The organism is Bacteroides intestinalis (assembly GCF_003464595.1).
Lineage (GTDB): Bacteria > Bacteroidota > Bacteroidia > Bacteroidales > Bacteroidaceae > Bacteroides > Bacteroides intestinalis_A.
In genome coordinates this window covers 57,155-77,741 of sequence record NZ_QRZF01000020.1, presented here as the reverse complement: position 1 = coordinate 77,741, position 20,587 = coordinate 57,155, and the positions used below count along the sequence as shown (strand labels likewise).

Sequence of the window (20,587 nt, the reverse complement as noted above, 5' to 3'; positions counted from 1 at the left end):
AGTTAAAACAATGAGAAAGATATATATAATGTTATTGATGAGCAGCGTAGTATTACTGACTGCTTGTGATATGCTCGACATTCAACCTACAGGAAAGGTGATCCCCCAGACTTTAGCTGAGTACAGAGCACTGATTGCCACAGCTTATAAGACCGTTCCCGATGCCAGAGGACTCGCCTGTTTTCGTTCGGATGAACTGTATGTGAAAGACGATAGTTGGGAACAGGATCGTTACGGAAAAATTGAGTGCTGGGATGACTTCAGCGCGCCGGGACAAACCACTGCCTTTGAGTGGAAGAACTTCTATAGCATCATGTTCACTGTCAACTATACCATAGAAGAGTGGAAATCCATCAATGAAGGGAGCGAAGAGGACATCGACCAATTGATTGGTGAATGTTATCTGCTCCGTGCTTACATGCATTTCCTGTTGGTAAATCTTTACGGACAGCCCTATACCCGTCCGGGAGCATTAGAGACAACAGCCGTGCCGCTTAAGCTGAATAGCGATATCAATGAAATCCTGAAGAAGAATACCGTTGCACAAATTTATGAAGCGGTCATTGCAGACATCAACGAAGCTGAAAAACTGATTAATAAAGAATCTTGGGAACAGAAATTTTCTTATCGTTTCACAACCTTATCTGTAAAAGCTCTCCGTGCCCGTGTATATTTATATATGGGACAATGGGACAATGCATATCAGGCAGCCGAAGCGATACTTGCTGAAAAGAATACCTTGGAAGATTTCAATGCAGAAACTTATACCCTGCCCAACAACTATCAGTCTGTAGAAAATATTACTGCATTAGAGCGCGGTATGTCTTCCAACTACACACAGGCTGCTGTTCTATCAGAAGCTTTAGCTTCTTTATACAAAGAAGGCGATTTACGTCTGGACGCTTATTTCAAAGCTGCCGACAAGAATGGTTATCGCTTCAGCCAAAAAAGCGGAAAAGATGATTTCCGTTGTTCTTTCCGGGTGGGAGAAATGTACCTGAATTCGGCAGAAGCAGCAGCCCAATCGGATCAATTGCCTCAGGCACGCACCCGATTGCTGGAGTTAATGCAGAAGCGCTATACACCGGAAGCATATACAGTAAAAGCAACTGCCGTGAACGCAATGAACAAGGAAGCCCTGATACAGGAGATTCTGGATGAACGTGCTCGTGAATTAGCTTTTGAAGGACATCGCTGGTTCGACTTACGCCGTACCACCCGCCCCCGTATTGAGAAAGTGCTCAAGGGAGGAACCTATGTATTGGAACAGGATGATTCGCGTTATACAATTCAAATTCCAAGAGAAGCGATAGCCGCTAATCCGGAGTTGTCGAACTGATAAATAAGTAGAATTGATAAATAAGAAAACCTCCTTTCTCATCCTGTTATGGTAATTGAGAAAGGAGGTTTTTATTGTGAGTTATCTATCCTTTTAAAGCGTATTTTCGATAGCCTTTTTGATAATTGGTTCCATTATATCATACCCTTCACTTGTCGGATGTACTCCATCTTTCGTATATTGAGGATTTAATGCTCCGTTTTCATCCAACACCATCGCCTGGTAATAATCCACATAAGGAATCTTGTTTGCTTTTGCATACGCTGCTACACGGGCATTTAATGATTGAATTTTCTGAGGAACGTCTTTTATTTCCGGTCTCCATTTAAAGGTTGCTGCCGGTAGCACAGAAGTTAAAATCACTTTTATCTTATTTGCTTTAGCCAACTCTACCATAGAAATAATATTTCCAAATGTATACTCTTCATTGTAGGGACCTACATTTTCAGCAACATCATTAGTTCCGGCATTTATGACTACTAAAGCCGGAGAAAGATTAATAACATCCTCACGGAAACGCAATAAGAATTGATAAGAGGTTTGTCCACTGATGCCGCGGCCTATATAGCCATTTGTTTTAAAGAAGTCCGGATGAGTTCTCACCCACCCTTCCGTAATGGAATTCCCCATGAAGACAACTCTTTTCTCTTTCTTTACGGGCTTTGGAAGTGCAGCGTTTTCTTTTGCATAACGAGCTAAATTGGCAAAATTGTTCTTTTGAGCATATGCCTCACTGATTGATAATCCTCCCAGAATAGTAATTAACAACAAACATTGTTTTAATCTTTTCATTTTCATACTTAGATATTAATTATTAGGATATGCAAAGATAAAAAGATTCCTGCAAAGAAATTGTTTCTTTCACTACTTTACTTCCATTTCTTCACAGCCTTTTTATCTACTGCCATAGCCTCAATCAAGCTCAAAGCAAATCCACCACTACGTGCCATCTTTACAGATATTTTAGTCTTATTGGTTACAATACCTTTCTTTATCTGATAGGCAGTAGGATTCTTTTCATAATCAGCATCTTTAGCATCAGCATACAGCGTTGCTACATACTCTTTTCCGGGTTCCAGAAAGTCGAGGGTAAAAGTAGAGACACGGGCATTTTCATCCGTAATGCCACCCACAAACCAGTTGCCTGTACCCTTAGCTTTACGAGCTACGGTTATATAATCGCCCGGTTCAGCTTCAAGATATTTACTGTCATCCCAATCAACAGCAACATCTTTAATGAATTGGAAAGCATCCAAATGACGTTCGTAACTTTCCGGCAGGTCAGCCGCCATCTGCAACGGACTGTAAAGAGTGACATACAAAGCCAGTTGCTTAGCTAGAGTCGTATGAATCTGACCATGATTTTCACGATTCAGGAATGTCAGGCAGATATCAAAAATACCGGGAGTATAATCCATCGGGCCACCTATTAGACGGGTAAAAGGAAGCAATGTAGTATGAAAGGGTTTATTCCCATCATAAGGTTCAAACTCAGTACCACGAGCAGATTCATTACCTATCAGATTCGGATAAGTACGGCACAAGCCAGTAGGACGTACTGCTTCATGGGCATTTACACAGATTTTATACTCAGCAGCTTTCTTCACTGCATATAGATAATGATTATTCATCCATTGCCCGTAATGGTGCTCACCACGAGGAATGATATCACCAACATATCCACTTTTCACGGAATTATAGCCATGATCTGCCATAAATTGATAAGCTTTATCCAGATGACGTTCATAGTTACGGACGGAAGCCGACGTTTCATGATGCATCATCAATCTTACTCCTTTACTCCGGGCATAATCATTCAGCATTTTTACATCAAAATCAGGATAAGGAGTAACAAAATCAAAGACAAAATCCCTGGAACTTCCTCCCCAACTTTCCCAACCTTCATTCCAACCTTCCACCAAGACCTGATCCATGCCATGTTCGGCTGCAAAATCGATGTATCTTTTCACATTCTCATTATTGGCAGCATGACGGCCGTTTGGCTTGATCTTTGTATAATCGTTTTCACCGAATCTCATAGCAAGCAACTCATCTGTATAGCTCCATGACTTCATGCCTGTAATCATCTCCCACCAGACGCCGATATACTTCACCGGCTTAATCCAAGAGACATCCTTATAAGCACAAGGTTCATTTAGATTCAAAGTCAGTTTTGATGCCAGAATATCCCGTGCATCATCACTGACTATAATAGTACGCCAAGGAGTTTTAGAAGGAGCTTGCATATAAGCTTTGTTACCCAAGACATCAGGTGTCAACCAGGACTCAAATATCAGATTATTATCGTCCAAGTTGAGGTGCATACAGGAGTAATCGACCAAAGCAGCTTCATGCAAATTGATATAGATGCCATCATCCGTCTTCATCTGTAAGGAGGTTTGAACCCCTGTAGGAGAAAATACGAATTGTGAAGCATTTACCGTTACGGCACTTTCCATTAAACCCCGTATTTCCGATAATTTAGACTCAGTATAGTCATACTCCTGTGTATCATAGTCACCCGGTATCCAAAAGGCAAGATGATCGCCAGTCATGGCAAACTGGGTATGTTCTTCTTTCACTATAAAATAGTTCAGATTCCTTTGCAATGGGAATTCATACCGGAATCCTAAACCATCATTGTAAAGCCGGAAACGAATAATCATATTACGATTCTGAGCTTTCTGTTCCAGAGTCACAGCCAGTTCATTATAGTGATTACGAATCTGCGCAACTTCTCCCCACACCGGTTTCCAGGTTTCATCAAAAGTTGAAGTATCAGTACCGCTTAATGTAAAATTACTCATCAGTCCGGGATCATCTTTCAATTCCAAGCCCAATTTTGAAGGTTTCACTACAGCCTTGCCTTTATAGAAAAGCTGATATACCGGTTCTCCCTGCGCATTTACAGTAAAATCTAAATGAAGATTTCCATTCGGTGAAGTAATACTTTCAGCCATCATTGCTCCACACACCCATACAAACAATAAAAAACTAAAAAAACTTTTTGATACAAAACTCATACTATTCATAGATTTAAAGTAAAATGATTCACTACTTTGCCATAATAGAAATTTTATCTATCACCTCTCCATTCATATTCTTCACTTCCATATTCAGTTGATTCCCTTCTATTACTCCTTTAAGTACTGTATTTGAGGAATTATCAATAACCGGAAAGTGAACTTTATCAGTCGGCTTATTATTAAAATACTGATGCAGATGCCCACTCAACATAACATCCACCTGCGCATCATTCAGGATGGGAACAAACTTTTCCAAAACTTCTCCTTGTCCATGCCACAAGTCCTGATCAGGTAGGGGAGGCATATGGGCGATGACCACTTTGAATTTCGCATCCAAAAAATCAGGAGATTTCACAATTTCAGAAAGCCATTTGGCTTGTTCAGTACGGTAATTATCATAGTCTGTAATGCCGTGATACTCTATATCAGAATCGGGCTTATCCTCACCTGTATCCAGAAAAATGAAACAAACCGGACCTTGTCTCAACAAGAAATACAAGTGCGGTTCCTTAGGGGAGAAATAGTGCTGAAAAGAAGCAGCAAACAAACCACGTGTTTCATGGTTTCCACGGGCGTAATACATAGGCTTATGAGTAGCAAACAAATCTACGGTAACATCCATAAAGCCCTTGAACAGGTCTTCTTCATCCATCAGCCAATTCATCATATCACCATTATAGATGATCATATCCGTCTCTTTAAAACCAGCATTGTTCAGCAGTTTCGGAATATAATCCGTATTACCATGAATATCATTCAACATAATAAATGAGGTTGCCGGCTTATTACGATCATTTGTCGTAAATTTCAATGAACGCTTATCATAAATACTGGGAGCTGCAACATTGCCATAAACGATTTCTTCTCCTTTACGTTCCAGAACCTCTTGGGAGTAAATACGATAGCGATAGCTGGTACCAGGTTTAAGACCGGTGATACGAACTGCATGCAATTCCGAAACATTCTTCACCCCATTCGTAGAATCAAAAAACCTGGAACGTTCAAAGCGGTAATAGCTTGTACCATCATCGGGTGCCACTTCCACCCAACCAACAGAAGCTTTATTAGCCACCCATACAATAGTAGTTTCCGTCTCTTTCAGGTTCTGAAGATACGGGCCATGTTTTATCGTGATTTGTTCCTGGGCAAATCCGGCAAAAGCCAAAAGCATACATATTACACTGAATAAAAATCTTTTCATCACAATCAATTTTTATCTATATTCATTTTTTATTTTTAGGAGCCAACTTTACCAATACAACGCCATGTGCAGGAACCTTGAAGCTTAGATTATCGCTGGAAGTTCCAAGATATTTATTCTTGTTCCAGATATCGTATACATCATATTCCAATTCCCAGAGTCTGATATCTGCAAAGTGAAGGTGAGATTTGTCTTTTCCAAACTTATACTCAAATGTCCATGGTTGCTCATCACGATTGAAAAAGCATACAGCAGCTTCTCCATTAGACAACTGTTTTACCCAGATTTCATGTTGTTCTATTTTCATGTAACGACGTCCTTGTATACCCAACTTATCCTGATTCACAGCTATCACGTCTTTATTCATCAGAATAGCCTGTGTTTCTTTATCCATGGTCCGCAAATCATTCCCAGCCAACAGTGGAGCCGCCAACATACACCACATGGTAAAATGTGAACGATTCTCTTCGGGGGTGAGTACTCCATTACCTACTTGCAGCATATCAGGATCATTCCAATGTCCCGGACCGGCATAAGGATATAAGTCTGCATTCTTATCAATGATATCCACTACACTACATCCTCCCCAGTGTACCGTACCTTTAAAAGCATTGATAATATCCCCCGTAGTTCTCCACAAATGTCCTACTCCTTTTGCCCATGTCCACGGTTTGCTACTTCCCCACTCACAAATAGAGAATACAATGGGACGGCCGCTGGCTTTCAAAGCATCACGCATAGTACGATAAGCTCCCTGAGGACTTTGAGCCTCATCAAAACACCAGTCATACTTCAGGAAATCCACTCCCCACTCAGCATAGGTACGGGCATCCTGAAACTGATAGCCACGACTTCCCGGACGTCCGGCACAAGTCAATGACCCTGCGCAAGAATAAATACCAAACTTCAATCCTTTGGAATGTATATAATCTGCCAATGCTTTTATACCGGAAGGAAAACGTACTGAATCAACCACAATACTCCCATCCGCATCGCGACCCACTTGCCAGCAGTCATCAACGTTCACATAGGTATAGCCTGCATCTCTCATACCATTCGCAACAATCAGATCTGCCATATCCCGTATCTGCTGTTCATTGACATCGCAACTAAAACAGTTCCAGCTATTCCATCCCATAGGAGGAGTCAAGGCCAGTGAATCGGCACCATCAGCACGAACAATAATGAACGTACACACCACAAACAAAAAACACAAAATTCTTTTCTTCATAATACGATTGTTTTTTTATTAAAAAATCATTATTATATATTTACATTATTCATTATAATATTAGGTCTTATCATCTAATACAAGGATATTCAATAATGTACTTTTCCCACATCCTGAAGGCCCCATTATAGATGCAAACTCGGAATCTTGTATTTCCATGTTTACATTACACAAAGCATGGGTTTCGATCTCCTGAGTGCGAAAAGTTTTATTTACGTCTACCAGCTTTATCATAACATTATAATTTTAGATTAAGATGAGGGTATTTTCTGCTATTATTTTCCATATGATAGAAAGCAGTCCAGAAATTGCATTTTATCTTTTTCATTTTGCTGTTTGTTACTTATAGATCAATCACATGTATGAATATAAAATCTTTGAATCCTGCTATGGTAGTATCTTCTTAATTATTTTTCCTCTTGCATATCTCCAACCATTAATAGGTTTACCTTTTAAAGTATAAAACATCACAATACCTTCAAGTTCAGGATCACGGAATAAATAGTTATTCTTATATATAGTTCCCTTTTGCATATATTCGTATGTCCCTACAATTTCCATGATAAAGCTCCTAACATGATTCGTTACATTATCTTTCAAAACAACAATCTTGACAGCAAGTGCATAGTCCGTCTTTATGTCCATATCCCACTTCTTATAAGTCAGACTATCAACATTAATATATCTCTTCTTTACAATAATAGGTGCTTCAACAGCCTCAAAACGCCCTTTAGTATTTACTATAGCCATGTCCCAATAAGGATATATCTTTTCTCCCTCTTCTCCACCAGCAAAATTATTTGTTATTTCCGGCACTTGGATATTTTCATACCACTGCTTAGCTGCCAAAATGGTAAATTCGCCATTATTGTCACTCTTCTCAAGGGCCAATATAGGGTTCGTATTCACTAAAAGACCATCTGCACAACTTGATAATAAAGTGCAGATAACTACGTACAATACCAAAGTATATTTCCGTAAGTTTTTCATAGTTTTTTTAATTAAAGTCGAGTTTTATTTCAAAGACGCCACATCAATCACCAACTGGCTATTATCCGTAATATAAGTATTAGTAAACTTTATTTTGTCGTTTAAACAAACCTTAAATTCAACTGTAGCATTTCCTAAAATAGTACCCGCTTTATTATCCAGTAAGATTTCAAAGTTCAGTGTCGATTTATTCACTACTTTAACTAATGCCTGATTACCATTCACTTCCTTCACCTCATATGCCAGGCAAGCCTTTACCAAAGCAGTCAGATTCTTTTCAGCTCCAATCAGAATATCCCCAAATTTCACCACAGAGCGTCCGGCAAATAATGCTTCTTTCACCCCTTCATGGGAACGTTCCTTGGCGAAGATTATAGTCATCGGACCATATTGCTTATCAGTACGATAGGTCTGTTTATACACACCATGAATATCAGTATTACCCATATACGTCAGGTTATACTCCTTACAATAGTTGAAAGCTTTCGGATAATACTCAAAGCCATTCACCAACTCCACACCATGTATTTTCTTCTGCTTAATCAGGTCTTTATGAACCTTATAAATAGTACTCGTGTCATTCGGCCATCCGGGATGATTCCACATGATGAAAGCACCTTGCTCCAAAGCATTATCAATTGCTACCAACGGATCTTCTACATCCAAAGCATTTGCATCCTTCAAAAAAAGAGCATTGATATGTCCCAATGGCTTGGAACGGGTTATTTCAGCACCCGGTATCACGACCAGATTAGAACTCTCCTCTACTGTCTTCGCCCGTCTATAAGACTCATTATGGTCAGCCGTAATGAATTTGTTCGGACGATATTCAATGTGATCCGTTATAGCAATCACATCCAGTCCACGGATAGCGCCCTCCCATACCCGGTTTTCCGGCTTCACATCGCCATCTGAAAAAATGGTATGAGTATGAAAATCACACTTCAAAGTTTTATAACCGTCTACATCAGGGATATAGACATATTCTCCCGAATAAGGCTGTTGTGCCTCCGGAACCTTCACTACATCCAGGCCCTGCAGTTGTGCAGAGACCTGGAAAGTGAAAGTCGATAAAAAAGCTAAGGATAGATATAACTTTTTCATGCTTTTGTTATTTTGCAGATTTTTACTTTGTCGGAGTAATCTTCACCAAAGTGACTCCATGATAAGGTACTTTTGTCTGGAAACTACCATTTACCTCTCCCAGATCTTTCTGTCTCCACAAATCGCGAACCATTGCTTTACCATCAATACCGAGCTGTTTCAAATCAAAATTGAAGTCATACTCACGCATTTGCATAGCTTCAGCATCATCCTGATCCCAAAGAATAAAGTAAGGATCTACATGGAAGAAACCTACTGCATAGGAACCATCATGCAACTTCTTAGACCAGATTTGTCCATTCTCCACTATCCTTTTCTTAGCAGGAGCTACCATCGGGTCCTGGCTAACAGAGATCACTTCATTATTAGTGAGCAGATTCAGCGTAAAATCATCAATATTCGCCATATCACAACCTATCAGCAAAGGAGCAGAAAGAAGACACCATAAAGAAATATGAGAATATTGTTCATCTGCGGTCAGGTAAGAATCATGTACTTTAGTACCCCAGGCTTGTCCCAATCTGCCAACTACCAACATATCAGGATCACTATTCCGTCCCGGAGCTGTAGATTCAGCACACACGTCCTGGAAAGTACCGATAGCTGTTACCACATTCCATTCATCCGTAATATCACGGGTAGTACGCCATTGATTACCACCGGCTTCCACAGCCCAATTCCATACGTTGGGAGCTCCGTAACCTACACAATAAACGATGTCACGATTTACTTTATCCAATGCCTTACGCATCACGATATACGGTTCCTGAATTGTTTTCTCTTCAGAATCCTTTTCTATTTCCAAATAACCGCAATAGTCATATTTCAGGTAATCTACCCCCCAACCGGCCCAGGTTTTAGCATCAATTTCTTCATGCTGATAACTGCCTAAGTGACCACCACAGGTAGTAGCACCCGGAGAAGAGTAAATACCGAATTTCAGACCCAAGCCATGAATATAGTCTGTCAATTCTTTAAAGCTGGGGAATTTTTCATTAGGAAGAAGTTCACCTTGTTTAGTGCGTTCCGCAGCTTCCCATCCATCATCGATATTCACGTATTCCCAACCGTAAGAGTGCAGTTTTTCATTCATCATACGGGCAGCATCACGTACTTTTTCATCGTTTACAGAAAGTCCCCAGCAATTCCAGCTATTCCAACCCATTGAAGGAGTTAAAGCAATCTCATCACCGATTTTGATTGTCACTTCTTTTACTGCTGTACCTTTATCATTGGTAGCCTTCAACTGTACCTTGTATTCACCTTTCGTTGTAGCTTTACCTGTGATATGTCCATTAGCCGGATTCAATTTCACACCTTCGGGAAGTCCCGTAGCTTCAAACGTCATCGGACGGTTACCAGTAGCCATTATCGACCACAAGAACGGATTTCCCGGACGTGCACCAAAGACTAACGGGTTATTAATGACCGGTGTCTCAGGAGCCGGCGGTGTCAGGATATACTTTTCCTTGGCAACCGGTTTTGCCCATGCAGGAATCGGTTTTACATCTCCACGGGTAGTGATCTTCACGTTCAACCAGTCTGCATGGTCGTACATGATACCATCTCCACACTCTTCTACCAATAGCAAAACTTTGTCGATCCCTTTCAGATTCACATTGAATTCCTTTACAGGATCTCCCTTCTTCATGACACCACTCTTCCAGAGTTCTTTTTTGTCACCAAGAATCTTGAATTGGAGTTTACCGGCAAACAAGTTCTTGTCGTCAGCACCAGCCAAACCGGAAATTGATACAGCTTTGCCACCAAGATCGTATAGCAAACGACTAATGGAATGGGAACCAAGTCCACGTTCATAAACCACTCCATTCACCGTAAGCGGTGTATGCACTACAGAACGATTAATTTCTACCATTCCCCAATCCTGAACATAGCAAGAGTCTTGTCCGAATTCGTCTAACCAGACTTCTTTAGTAGGTCCGTTGTCACAAGACTGTAAACTCCAGGCCCCTATCAACATCACGGCTAAGAATGCCGCGCACTTTTTCATCTTCATATTTTTCTTAATTCTAATAAATTACATTTCAAAATATGGTTCATCCGACAAAGATGTAGTTTATCTATAATTCTATTTATCAAGACATTGCATTTACCGGCATTTTCATATCGATGTAAAAGCATTTACCGCCGCATGTAACGGCCTTTACCCCTTATTGTAACGCTCTTTACCTCGGTATGTAACGGCCTTTACTTCGGCATGTAAATGGAGTTACCGTGTAGGGTAAACAGAATATCAAAACCACCTAAACCGGATGAACCTAAAACGTTTTTTCACTTCTGGATATACTATACTCCTGGGGAGATTATAGCATTCAGTCGGCATCAATCACCTTTTTTATAGATACGGATATTGTCAAAAGCAAAATTGCGGGCAATATTCTGATCTATCTCAAGACGCATATTGAAGCTGGTATAAGATCCCGGGTAATTATCCGGATAATCGGTGGACTGAATAACAGTAAACGGCAATGTAATAGTTTCCCAACGATTAAAGTTCTGGACATTGAAATCCGTTGCAACCCAGTCGCAGGTTGGAGCTGCCCAATACAGATAATTACAGAACTTAATCTTATCCTGTACAAACTGATTAGCTGTACGGAACTCACATTTCACTACATAGTTCTTGCTGCTTTCAAGCCCCAGCATATCGGCAGTATAAGCAATGCCGCCTCTCTCTGCAATATACCACCAACCGGAATATTCAGATTTATCATCAATGCGCAAGAAGTTACCGCTCAAACGTTGAGGATCTTTCTCATCAGTAACCACATTGGCCATACTGGTGGGTAGGAATTCATCAAAGTCCATTATTATAAATTCACGGTCATAGTAGCGTCCCGGACATGTAGCTTCCACATCCCATTTTGTACCTTTCACCTTTACCTTGATGTTTTTATCAACAGTCTTAGGCACTTGGGCAGTCAGGTAGTTATTACCACTGCTGATTACCTTCGAAATTTTACCATTAAAATCGACTACTGCATTGAGAGAATCTATCTCATAGAGTTCAAAGAAGTCGCCATAAATCATAATGGTATCACCCGGGCTGGTATATTCATTAAACATACGGTCCAGACGGAGTTTTGGCGCATTGGCCTTAAAGGGGATTTCCTGACGACCTGTAGAATTATAGATATAAATCTTGTTGGTCTCTTCTTTAGGTAATTTCACTGGAATTTTCAGGAACAGAATATCACTTTCTGTATATACTTCCAGCATATCCAATGCTACATCATTAATCAAAACCGAATCAATATTGCGTACATCGAGCCCTGTGCCATGTATTGCAATAAAATCGCCCATAGCTGCCTCCGTAATCGGAGTATTCATATCATCAAGGGTGGTCACATTGGTAAGCTGTATAGGCATTGGATTATAGTCATCATCCGAACAAGCCGTAAATGACAAACCCAATAACAGCGCTCCACCCAAACATATATTTCTGAAGTTCATTATATTTTTCATTGCATTATCTATTAGTTATTAATAAATAAAATTACCATCCCGGATTATTCCTGTCGATATAAGGATTCGTATTGACAACATCGGGCGGGAACGGTAATAACAAATGCTTCTCTTCACGACGTTTTACAATCTCATTTTCATCCACAGTACCGATGGCATTCATTACTTGCAGATAGATACCCCAACGAAGCAAATCATAGCGGCGGATACCTTCGGCTGCAAACTCTTTGGCACGTTCTTCAAGAACGAATGAACGGAACGACTCTTTTGTAAACGGATTCTTCTCATGACGTTTGCTTACCAATGTACTGTTATTACGCTTGTTCAGCATTTCCATTTTAGCAAAAGCATCCGTTGTAGGACCATTCAACTCATTTTCTGCTTCACAATAAATGAGAATGAGATCGGCGTAACGCAAATACGGCCAGTTCCAGTCTGTACGATTACCATTATTATCAGCAGTTATAGCTGTAAATTTTTCAAGTTTGGCACCATACTCATGGGCACCGTTTCGTACAACATCCGTAGTTTCGTACTTATATGGACATCCTTCGTATGGAGGTAAGCCCTGACGTACTTTTACACTATCGCGTTCGGGGTAGAAATACCACTCCATTTTTTCATAAGTTTTATTCCAGTTATACGGAACACGGTGTTTTACTCCCCAAGTGATACGCTCATCATCCCAGTCGTCAAAAGTCTGCAACCAATGGTCTCTTTGAACGTAGTAACCGGAAGTCCATTCGCCATTGTATGCCGGATCGGGCCATCCGTAATAATCCTTACTAACATAGTTGTAATAATCGTCACCCTGTCCAACCATTGTCTGCAAGCAGAAAAGCAACTCAGGTCCATTCTTATAAGCCGGACTCCACAATTCTTTCTGGCTACTTGCCAATGAAACCTCACCACTATTGATTACTTCTCCGGCCTTTTCTTTTGCCAGGCGATAATATTCCTGAGAATCAAACTCTTCATACCCGGCTACAACATTCTTGCTGTGAGTAATGGCTACAGGCATCAAACGGGAGGTTGTTCCATCAGGATTTACTTTACTTCCCGGACCACCTTTTACTGTAACTTGTCCACTCTTCATAGAAGCTGAACCAATAGTAGCATACACCTTAGCCAACAAAGCCTTGGCAGTGGCACGGCATACGTGACCTTTCTTAAATGCCTCATCGGTACGCGGAAGCAGCAATGCTTCGGCTTCTTTCAGTGTTTCAATAATATGCTCATACACTTCTTTTACAGAAGACCGCGGCAATTCGGTAGAATTACCCTCTGCAATGGAATATGTATACAAAGGTATAGGACCAAAGAACTGAACTAACTGGAACTGAGACCATGCCTTCAAGAAACGGAGCTCTCCCAATGCATTATTCTTTTCTTTTTCAGTAACACCTGTTATCTTCTGTACTAAGTAATAGTGATAATTGGCTCTGTGGATAGTAGTACAATAATATTGATAGAAGTTTTTTGTCGAATTTTTATCATAAAAGTTGCCGGCACCTTCATCACCAAAAGCCCAGCTCGGCCCTGTTTGATAATCACAATCGAAGTTCACCACATTATGATAATTACCCCATGTGAAAGGCCAATGCAAAGTATGATAAGCACCTGCCACCAACTGATCATACGAACCTTCGGCAGCAACATCTTCACCTGCAACAAAGGTAAATGTTTCCTCTTCCAAGTCACATGAAGTGGTCAGAAACAAACCTGCAGCACATAAGCTTAATATTTTTAACAGTTTCATATTCTTACTTTTTTAGAATGCTAATTGAATACCTAAGTTAAATGTACGGGCACTCGGATATGATGACATATCCACACCTCTACGAGTCGGGTCACTACCGAACGCGTTTACATCCGGGTCATACCATTCATAACCGGAAATAGTAAACAGGTTAGTTATACTTGCTACGATGTTAATGGACTCTACAAATTTCACCGGATGAGCCCAATTATAGCTTAAACTAATATTCTTACAACGCAGATAAGAACCATCTACAATATAACGGTCGGAAGCTTTCATAGCACGGGTAAAGGTACCATCGGCACGCGGCCATTTAGCTGCAGCTCTGTTTTCAGGTGTCCAACGGTTGTTGAATACGAAATAAGGCATATTACCCGAACCTACCGCTACATCAAACTGCTTCAAGTTCACATTCAAAATATCATTTCCTTGTGTACCTTGCAGGAAGAAGCTGAATGTCCATTTCTTCCAGTTCAATGTACTGGTAATACCATATTGATAATCGGGATTCGTATCACCAATAATCGTCTTATCACGGTCATCGATTACCGGATCGTCATCCAGGTTCTTATACTTCACCTGCCCAACCATAGATTTCACTTTAGAAGGAGTTGCATCTCTGTAATATGGATCAGCACGTACTTCAGCCTCATTATCATAGAATCCATCTTCCACATATCCGTACAAAGTACCAATAGGATGACCATTTCTTCTCAGGAACATACTTTCAATACCCCAAGCTACATCAGAGAACTGATCGGCATTCAAACCACCAATTTTATTGCGGTTGAAAGAGATATTGGCATCTAATGTCCACATCCAGTCGCGGGTTTTCACCGGAATGACATGTGCTGTTATTTCAAGACCTTTATTGGTTACATCGCCATAATTACAAGCTATCTGATTGAAACCAGAACTCATATCAATATAACGATACTGTAATAAGTCCGTTGTTTTCTTGTAATACAAATCAACAACCAGATTTACACGATTATTGAAGAAAGCTGCATCCAAACCAAGGTTAAACTGATTCGTTGTCTCCCACTTCAAATTAGCGGCAGCAGGTCCTCCCCAACGATCTTCACCGGCACCAGGATTCATCGTTCCATCGAACGGATAATTCTGGGCTTCGAAGCGAGAACGGGTTGCATAGGCACTAATACCCTGGTTACCAGTCTGACCGGCACTGAAACGCAACTTCAGGTTATCAAAGAAATTAAGATTCTTAATAAATGCCTCATCAGACATACGCCATGCAATAGCACCGGAATAGAAATTAGACCAACGGTTCAGAGGATTGAAACGACTGGAACCATCACGGCGGAATGATGCGGTGAATAAATAACGGTCTAACAGATTATAATTGGCACGAGCCAGATAAGACATCAACTGTGAACGCCATCTGCCGCTTCCAATTTCTTTTTCACCTACTGCAGCATTCATATCGTTATCTTCTGTAATATCATTCGGGAAATTCTTGGCAAGCATATATTTGCTTCTTCCCATAGACTTTTCATAAGTCATACCGGCAACAACATTGAAAGCATGCACACCAAACTTCTTTTCAAAAGTAAGTAAAGACTCTAAAGTAAAACCCTCGTATGCATTATCATCTTTTCTTCCATAACCATTGGTAGGATTTTGTCCTGAACCGGTGTAGCGATTATAATATTGGCTACGTTCGTTATAGGTATAACCATAACCGATGTTCTGACGGAACTTCAGCCAATCCACAAATGTTATTTCACCAAAACCAGAAGCATAAATACCATAAGTTTCAAGCACATTCTTTTCTGTATGAGCACTCAGATATGGATTTGCCAAACCAGAAGCAAAGTCCTCTGAATATTTAGAGTCTGCATCCGGGTCGAATACCGGACGAGTCGGATTAAATGCAATTGCGGACTCAATCACACCATAGTTTTCCGTATTAGTACGGGCCAGGCGATTTTCCGATTTTGTGAAAGTCAGATTACTACCGATTTCAACATAATCATTAATCTTACGATTATTATTTGCACGAACATTGTAGCGCTTATAATAAGAGTTCACAATAACACCCTGCTGATCAAGATAACCGCCAGAATACATATAAGATCCTTTCTGGTCACCACCGGAAACATTCAGACTATACTCCTGACTAAACGCATCACGGAAAATTTCCTTCTGCCAGTTAGTACCATAGAACAAATTTCCATCTTCACGCAAGTCAAAACCATTACGGAAATCATCAGGACTAGGCAGATATTTTCTCTCAAGAATGATCTCTTCACCAGTCACAGGATCGGTACCCTTTTTAATTGACCAATGGCCGGGTATAGGATAAGGAAGACTTTCGTCGGAAACATAATTCTTGCCATCATACATATAACCGAAAATAGTACATTCGTTCTTGAACTGTGCATAATCGCCCGCACTTAAAACATCAATCAGTTTTACAGGTTTTGACATACTGAAATTAGCACTGAACTGAACTCTTGCCTTGCCCTGAGCACCACTCTTAGTCGTGATAATAACCACACCATTAGCAGCACGCGAACCATAGATAGCTGTGGCAGAAGCATCTTTCAATACCTGAATAGACTCTATATCCTGCGGGCTAATTAAACTCAGAGGGTTATTATTGGATTTCGTTCCGAAGTCAGTCGAGGGCGCTTCACCTGCCGTGAAGGGCACGCCGTCCAGAATATACAATGGTTCTGTATTGGTAGTAAATGAGTTGGCACCACGTATCTGGATAGTTACACCTGCACCAGGAGCACCATCGGCTTGTGAAACTTGTACACCTGCCATTTTACCCTGCAAACCTTGATTAATACTCGTCGGATTTGTTTTCAGTAAATCGTCACTTTTCAAGGAAGAGATAGAACCCGTAAGATCCTTTTTAGGTACACTACCGTAACCGATAACCACTGTTTCTTCCAACATGTGGCTATCTTCATGTAATGTAACATTTACAGTAGCTTTACCTTTCACTGCTACTTCCTGAGTTTTGTAACCCACAAAAGAAAAAACTAAAGTAGCATTACTGGAAGCATTTACCGAGTAACGTCCGTTTACATCTGTAATAGCTCCCGCCGTTGCATTTTTCACACGAACTGTAACACCAATTACAGGTTCACCTGAATCATCGGTTACAATGCCCGTAATTTTAGACGTTTGAAGCATGTCTGTAGTTTCAGCCTTCAAACCATTCGGAACTAACATTAGTGCCATTAAAAGCACACCAATAATTCCATTCATCGATTTGTGCAATCTTTTCATAGACTCATTTTTGGATTAATTAAATTAAACTTTATCACTCTCTGTTTAGTTGTTATTTGATGGTAGGATTAATAAATAATTCATCCATATATACTTTCTGAGGAACATCAAAAGCAACCTTTATATACCTTGCATTTTCATTCAACTTTTCGAATAATATCCCGTCAATCCAGGCATCATGCTTATTATTCGGAAAATATGGGGTATCTTTGATAGAAGCCAGACCATAAGTTTTTCCATCTTCTGAAGTATATACATAGACTTTCAGCGGGGTATTGATTCCTTCCGGATTATAGTTCAATGTACGCACCATGATATTCTTGACCGGAGTTTTCTTTTGCAAATCCACCACTATTTCATGGTGTCCCTGGTCAAACTTCACCCAACGGTTGTCTTCACTATTTTCTTCAGCTACTTTGCCATCCAGCAGGGCTTGCATGTCCGATTTACTAATCATGTCAGGAGTAGCTGTATTCATCAGTTTTTCCAATAGAGTTGCTTCAAACATTTGCCAGTATGTATCGCCGTTTCTCCACGCCATATATTTGTTGCATACATCATTAGACCAAACCGGTTGCCCCAACTGATAAGAAGATTTCGGATCTTCAATGATGCCACCAAACATGAACGAAATAATGCGGTCTACCCCTGCTGCAGATGCAGCTGCCTGCTGAGACAGTAAACGAGAATAGGCAGCCGGAATCAAAGCGGACTGACGGTCGTTCGTACCTTCTTCCCACGTAAATGTTTCGCAATTTGCCCACATTTCAATATTCAGTCGATTGTGAATATCACGCATTCTTTGCCAGTTCTTTTTCAAACGGGGAAGTGTGAACTTATCACGCACGCAACCCACTTCGTCCTGATAAGCTATAATATCGACCTTCAATTTTGCCATCTGTTTCTCAAAATCCGGATTATCAAACTCCGACAAACCAATTCCATAAGGAGATATCAAAGTTTTCTTGCCAGGCGTCAGAGTTTGCGCCTTTTCAGCCAATGTATTAACCGATTGTACGGCATGTTCGGCAAAAATCGGACAGATACAATCTTCTACCGGCAAATACCAACCATAAAAAGCCTTATGATTTTTGTAAAGAGAGGCCAGTTCTTCCATAATCTGTAACTGGCGTTCTTTGATTGCCGGGTCCAGCAGATTATCATCCTGATCTTTTGCCCAACCGGTACTCATAAATACTTTCACGTTATGTTTTGCTGCTTCATCAAGGATAGCATCTACAGGACTTTTCGTGCCCTTATCATACAGCCAAGGCATGATTTTAGAAGGATAATATGCCTTACCTTCATTAGCTACCTCCATGAATACCAGATATTCAATGCCCATAGCCGCTAATTCACGAACCTTAGCCGCCCACAACTTCGGGTCTGTATTATCAAAGTTTTGAGGATTGGTATATTTATTACGCACATCTTTATATGCCAGATTGATCCATGTGCCGGTAATAGGTTTTACACCTGTGACTGGCTTTCCGACTTTTCCCTGCTTACCGGAAGTGTCATTAGCAGCACATGCAGTTACTGACGGCATCGCAACCAACATTGCCAATAGGCCAAATAGTATTACTCGAATGTTCTGTTTCATAGTTTCTATGTTTATTAATTAAAATTCTGCTTATCTGAATAGATTACTGCTTCACCCAAATAAATGTGTGCATCTTTATGAGGGTTCAACCATTTAAAACTGATCTCATGCTTTGCATTTTGCAACTGATATCTATGGAAAAGATCTACCCTTCTATCATCAATGGAAGATGCTTTGGCAACTGGCAGATTTGCCGTTTCAATCAGATTACCGTCAATATACATTTCAACCTGAGCCACATAGTTTTCATCTGTACATTTCACATATCCTTTCAAAACGAAACCGATGCCATCGAACACAAAGCCGGTATTATCCTGTAAAGTAGTATTGACAGCCAGTTTATCCACCGGATAATGACCTTCAAATGCTTTCTCATATTTTACAGCAACAGGTTTTTGAACTTTAATAGTCACCTGCCCATTATCTACTTTACCACCTTCTTTTTCTATTACTTGCAAAGCATGTTTCAAGCCCAGTTCCGATAGTTTATTAAGAGATACATCTGTATAGGCAAAAGGTATGTCTTCTATTTCATAAAGACTTTCTTTCCAATTCTCCGGAATATTAGAATATCCTATCATCGTACCCAAAATACCGGCAGCTGTAGCTGCATTGCAATCCGAATCCTGTCCACAACGGGCAGCTATGTCAATTGTGGAAAAGAAATCTTTCTGTCCATACAATAACCCCATTATGACATAGGCACTGTTAATCTTTGCATCAATATCAAACGGAGCAAAAACACCGTCAGGACAACCAACCTCCGATGTCCACTTCTTCTGGCACTCGAACCAGGTCTGTTTCCAGTCATTCGGATACTGCTTATACCAGTCTATCACATCTTTCATGCAACGGTAAAAATCACTCTGTTCGGGAATTGTTTTCAGTGCCTCCGAAACAACGACTTCCATATCATCGGAAACAAAAGCCATAGAATACAACGCACCAACATATACGCCTCCGTACCAGCCATCACCGTAAGTGAAGATATGTCCTACTCTATCAGATATTTCGGAAGCAGTATTGGGCATACCCGGTGTCATCAACCCTGCGAAATCTGCTTCAATCTGATAATCTATATCATCAGCATGGGGATTATTCAACCAATGACCGGACATAGGCGGCATAATGCCTTGTTTGATATTATACTTGGCAACCTGGTTGGCATGCCATAATGGAAAACCGGCATTGGCAAAGCTGATTGCAAACGAATCGGCCGGAGCTTCCAGACCTAAACGTTCGAACACATTAACAAAGATGATGTCTACGTACAGATCATCATATAAACCGGGAAAAGTATCAAAATAGAACTTTACTCTGTCCTTGGACCATTTTATAGGAGTATAGTCTTGAATCATTGTACCGTTATGCAGAAACTCTACGGGCCCACCATAGGTACAACCAATGGTCTTAGCCGCCCAGCCACCTCTTATTTTATCAGCCAGTTCATCCTGCGTCATCGTTACCTCAGACGGAACTGCTGTTTGGGAGGAAGAGGAAGTACATCCTGCACACCACACAACAACTACAAAAACATAAATAATAAAGGCTATATTCTTCATGGTTCTTTACATTAAACTATAT

The 20,587-nt window shown here is 40.5% G+C and carries 13 protein-coding genes and 1 pseudogene; 1 reads left to right on the top strand and 13 read right to left on the bottom strand.

Annotated features, from left to right (window positions below; translation table 11 throughout):
• Window positions 1–10 precede the first annotated feature (10 nt).
• Window positions 11–1,339 carry a RagB/SusD family nutrient uptake outer membrane protein gene (locus tag DWW10_RS21065; RefSeq protein ID WP_118220547.1) on the top strand — a complete coding sequence of 443 codons (1,329 nt, stop codon included), beginning with the start codon at window positions 11–13 and terminating at the stop codon, window positions 1,337–1,339.
• A gap of 93 nt (window positions 1,340–1,432) precedes the next feature.
• Here the strand turns inward: DWW10_RS21065 and DWW10_RS21060 are convergent, their stop codons facing one another.
• The 13 genes and pseudogenes from DWW10_RS21060 to DWW10_RS21000 form a co-directional block, all read right to left on the bottom strand.
• Complete coding sequence (locus DWW10_RS21060; RefSeq protein ID WP_022393779.1) at window positions 1,433–2,137, bottom strand: SGNH/GDSL hydrolase family protein; 705 nt, start codon at window positions 2,135–2,137, stop codon at window positions 1,433–1,435.
• A 71-nt stretch (window positions 2,138–2,208) separates the two neighbouring features.
• The gene (locus tag DWW10_RS21055) at window positions 2,209–4,362 is read right to left on the bottom strand and encodes a glycoside hydrolase family 97 protein (RefSeq protein WP_022393780.1); all 2,154 of its coding nucleotides are present in this window, start codon (window positions 4,360–4,362) and stop codon (window positions 2,209–2,211) included.
• Window positions 4,363–4,393: 31 nt separating this feature from the next.
• Window positions 4,394–5,566, bottom strand: a complete 1,173-nt coding sequence (locus DWW10_RS21050; protein WP_022393781.1) for a purple acid phosphatase family protein — start codon at window positions 5,564–5,566, stop codon at window positions 4,394–4,396.
• A 22-nt stretch (window positions 5,567–5,588) separates the two neighbouring features.
• Window positions 5,589–6,797, bottom strand: a complete 1,209-nt coding sequence (locus tag DWW10_RS21045; RefSeq protein WP_022393782.1) for a glycoside hydrolase family 27 protein — start codon at window positions 6,795–6,797, stop codon at window positions 5,589–5,591.
• Between the two features lie 69 nt (window positions 6,798–6,866).
• Window positions 6,867–7,031: pseudogene (locus tag DWW10_RS21040) on the bottom strand (ATP-binding cassette domain-containing protein); the annotation flags it as partial.
• A gap of 153 nt (window positions 7,032–7,184) precedes the next feature.
• On the bottom strand, window positions 7,185–7,787 hold the full coding sequence (locus tag DWW10_RS21035; RefSeq protein ID WP_022393784.1) for a hypothetical protein: 603 nt from the start codon (window positions 7,785–7,787) through the stop codon (window positions 7,185–7,187).
• A gap of 24 nt (window positions 7,788–7,811) precedes the next feature.
• Window positions 7,812–8,891, bottom strand: a complete 1,080-nt coding sequence (locus DWW10_RS21030; RefSeq protein ID WP_022393785.1) for a CehA/McbA family metallohydrolase — start codon at window positions 8,889–8,891, stop codon at window positions 7,812–7,814.
• Window positions 8,892–8,913: 22 nt separating this feature from the next.
• Window positions 8,914–10,908 carry an NPCBM/NEW2 domain-containing protein gene (locus tag DWW10_RS21025; RefSeq protein ID WP_182021498.1) on the bottom strand — a complete coding sequence of 665 codons (1,995 nt, stop codon included), beginning with the start codon at window positions 10,906–10,908 and terminating at the stop codon, window positions 8,914–8,916.
• 326 nt (window positions 10,909–11,234) lie between these two features.
• A complete protein-coding gene (locus DWW10_RS21020; RefSeq protein WP_022393787.1) occupies window positions 11,235–12,377 on the bottom strand; it encodes a glycan-binding surface protein in 1,143 nt (380 codons plus the stop codon).
• A gap of 31 nt (window positions 12,378–12,408) precedes the next feature.
• On the bottom strand, window positions 12,409–14,136 hold the full coding sequence (locus tag DWW10_RS21015) for a RagB/SusD family nutrient uptake outer membrane protein (RefSeq protein ID WP_022393788.1): 1,728 nt from the start codon (window positions 14,134–14,136) through the stop codon (window positions 12,409–12,411).
• A 12-nt stretch (window positions 14,137–14,148) separates the two neighbouring features.
• Window positions 14,149–17,400: a SusC/RagA family TonB-linked outer membrane protein gene (locus DWW10_RS21010; RefSeq protein WP_117707708.1), complete on the bottom strand. Its 3,252-nt coding sequence runs from the start codon at window positions 17,398–17,400 to the stop codon at window positions 14,149–14,151.
• A 52-nt stretch (window positions 17,401–17,452) separates the two neighbouring features.
• On the bottom strand, window positions 17,453–19,003 hold the full coding sequence (locus DWW10_RS21005) for a DUF4434 domain-containing protein (protein WP_022393790.1): 1,551 nt from the start codon (window positions 19,001–19,003) through the stop codon (window positions 17,453–17,455).
• 14 nt (window positions 19,004–19,017) lie between these two features.
• A complete protein-coding gene (locus tag DWW10_RS21000) occupies window positions 19,018–20,565 on the bottom strand; it encodes an ADP-ribosylglycohydrolase family protein (RefSeq protein WP_022393791.1) in 1,548 nt (515 codons plus the stop codon).
• Window positions 20,566–20,587 lie beyond the last annotated feature (22 nt).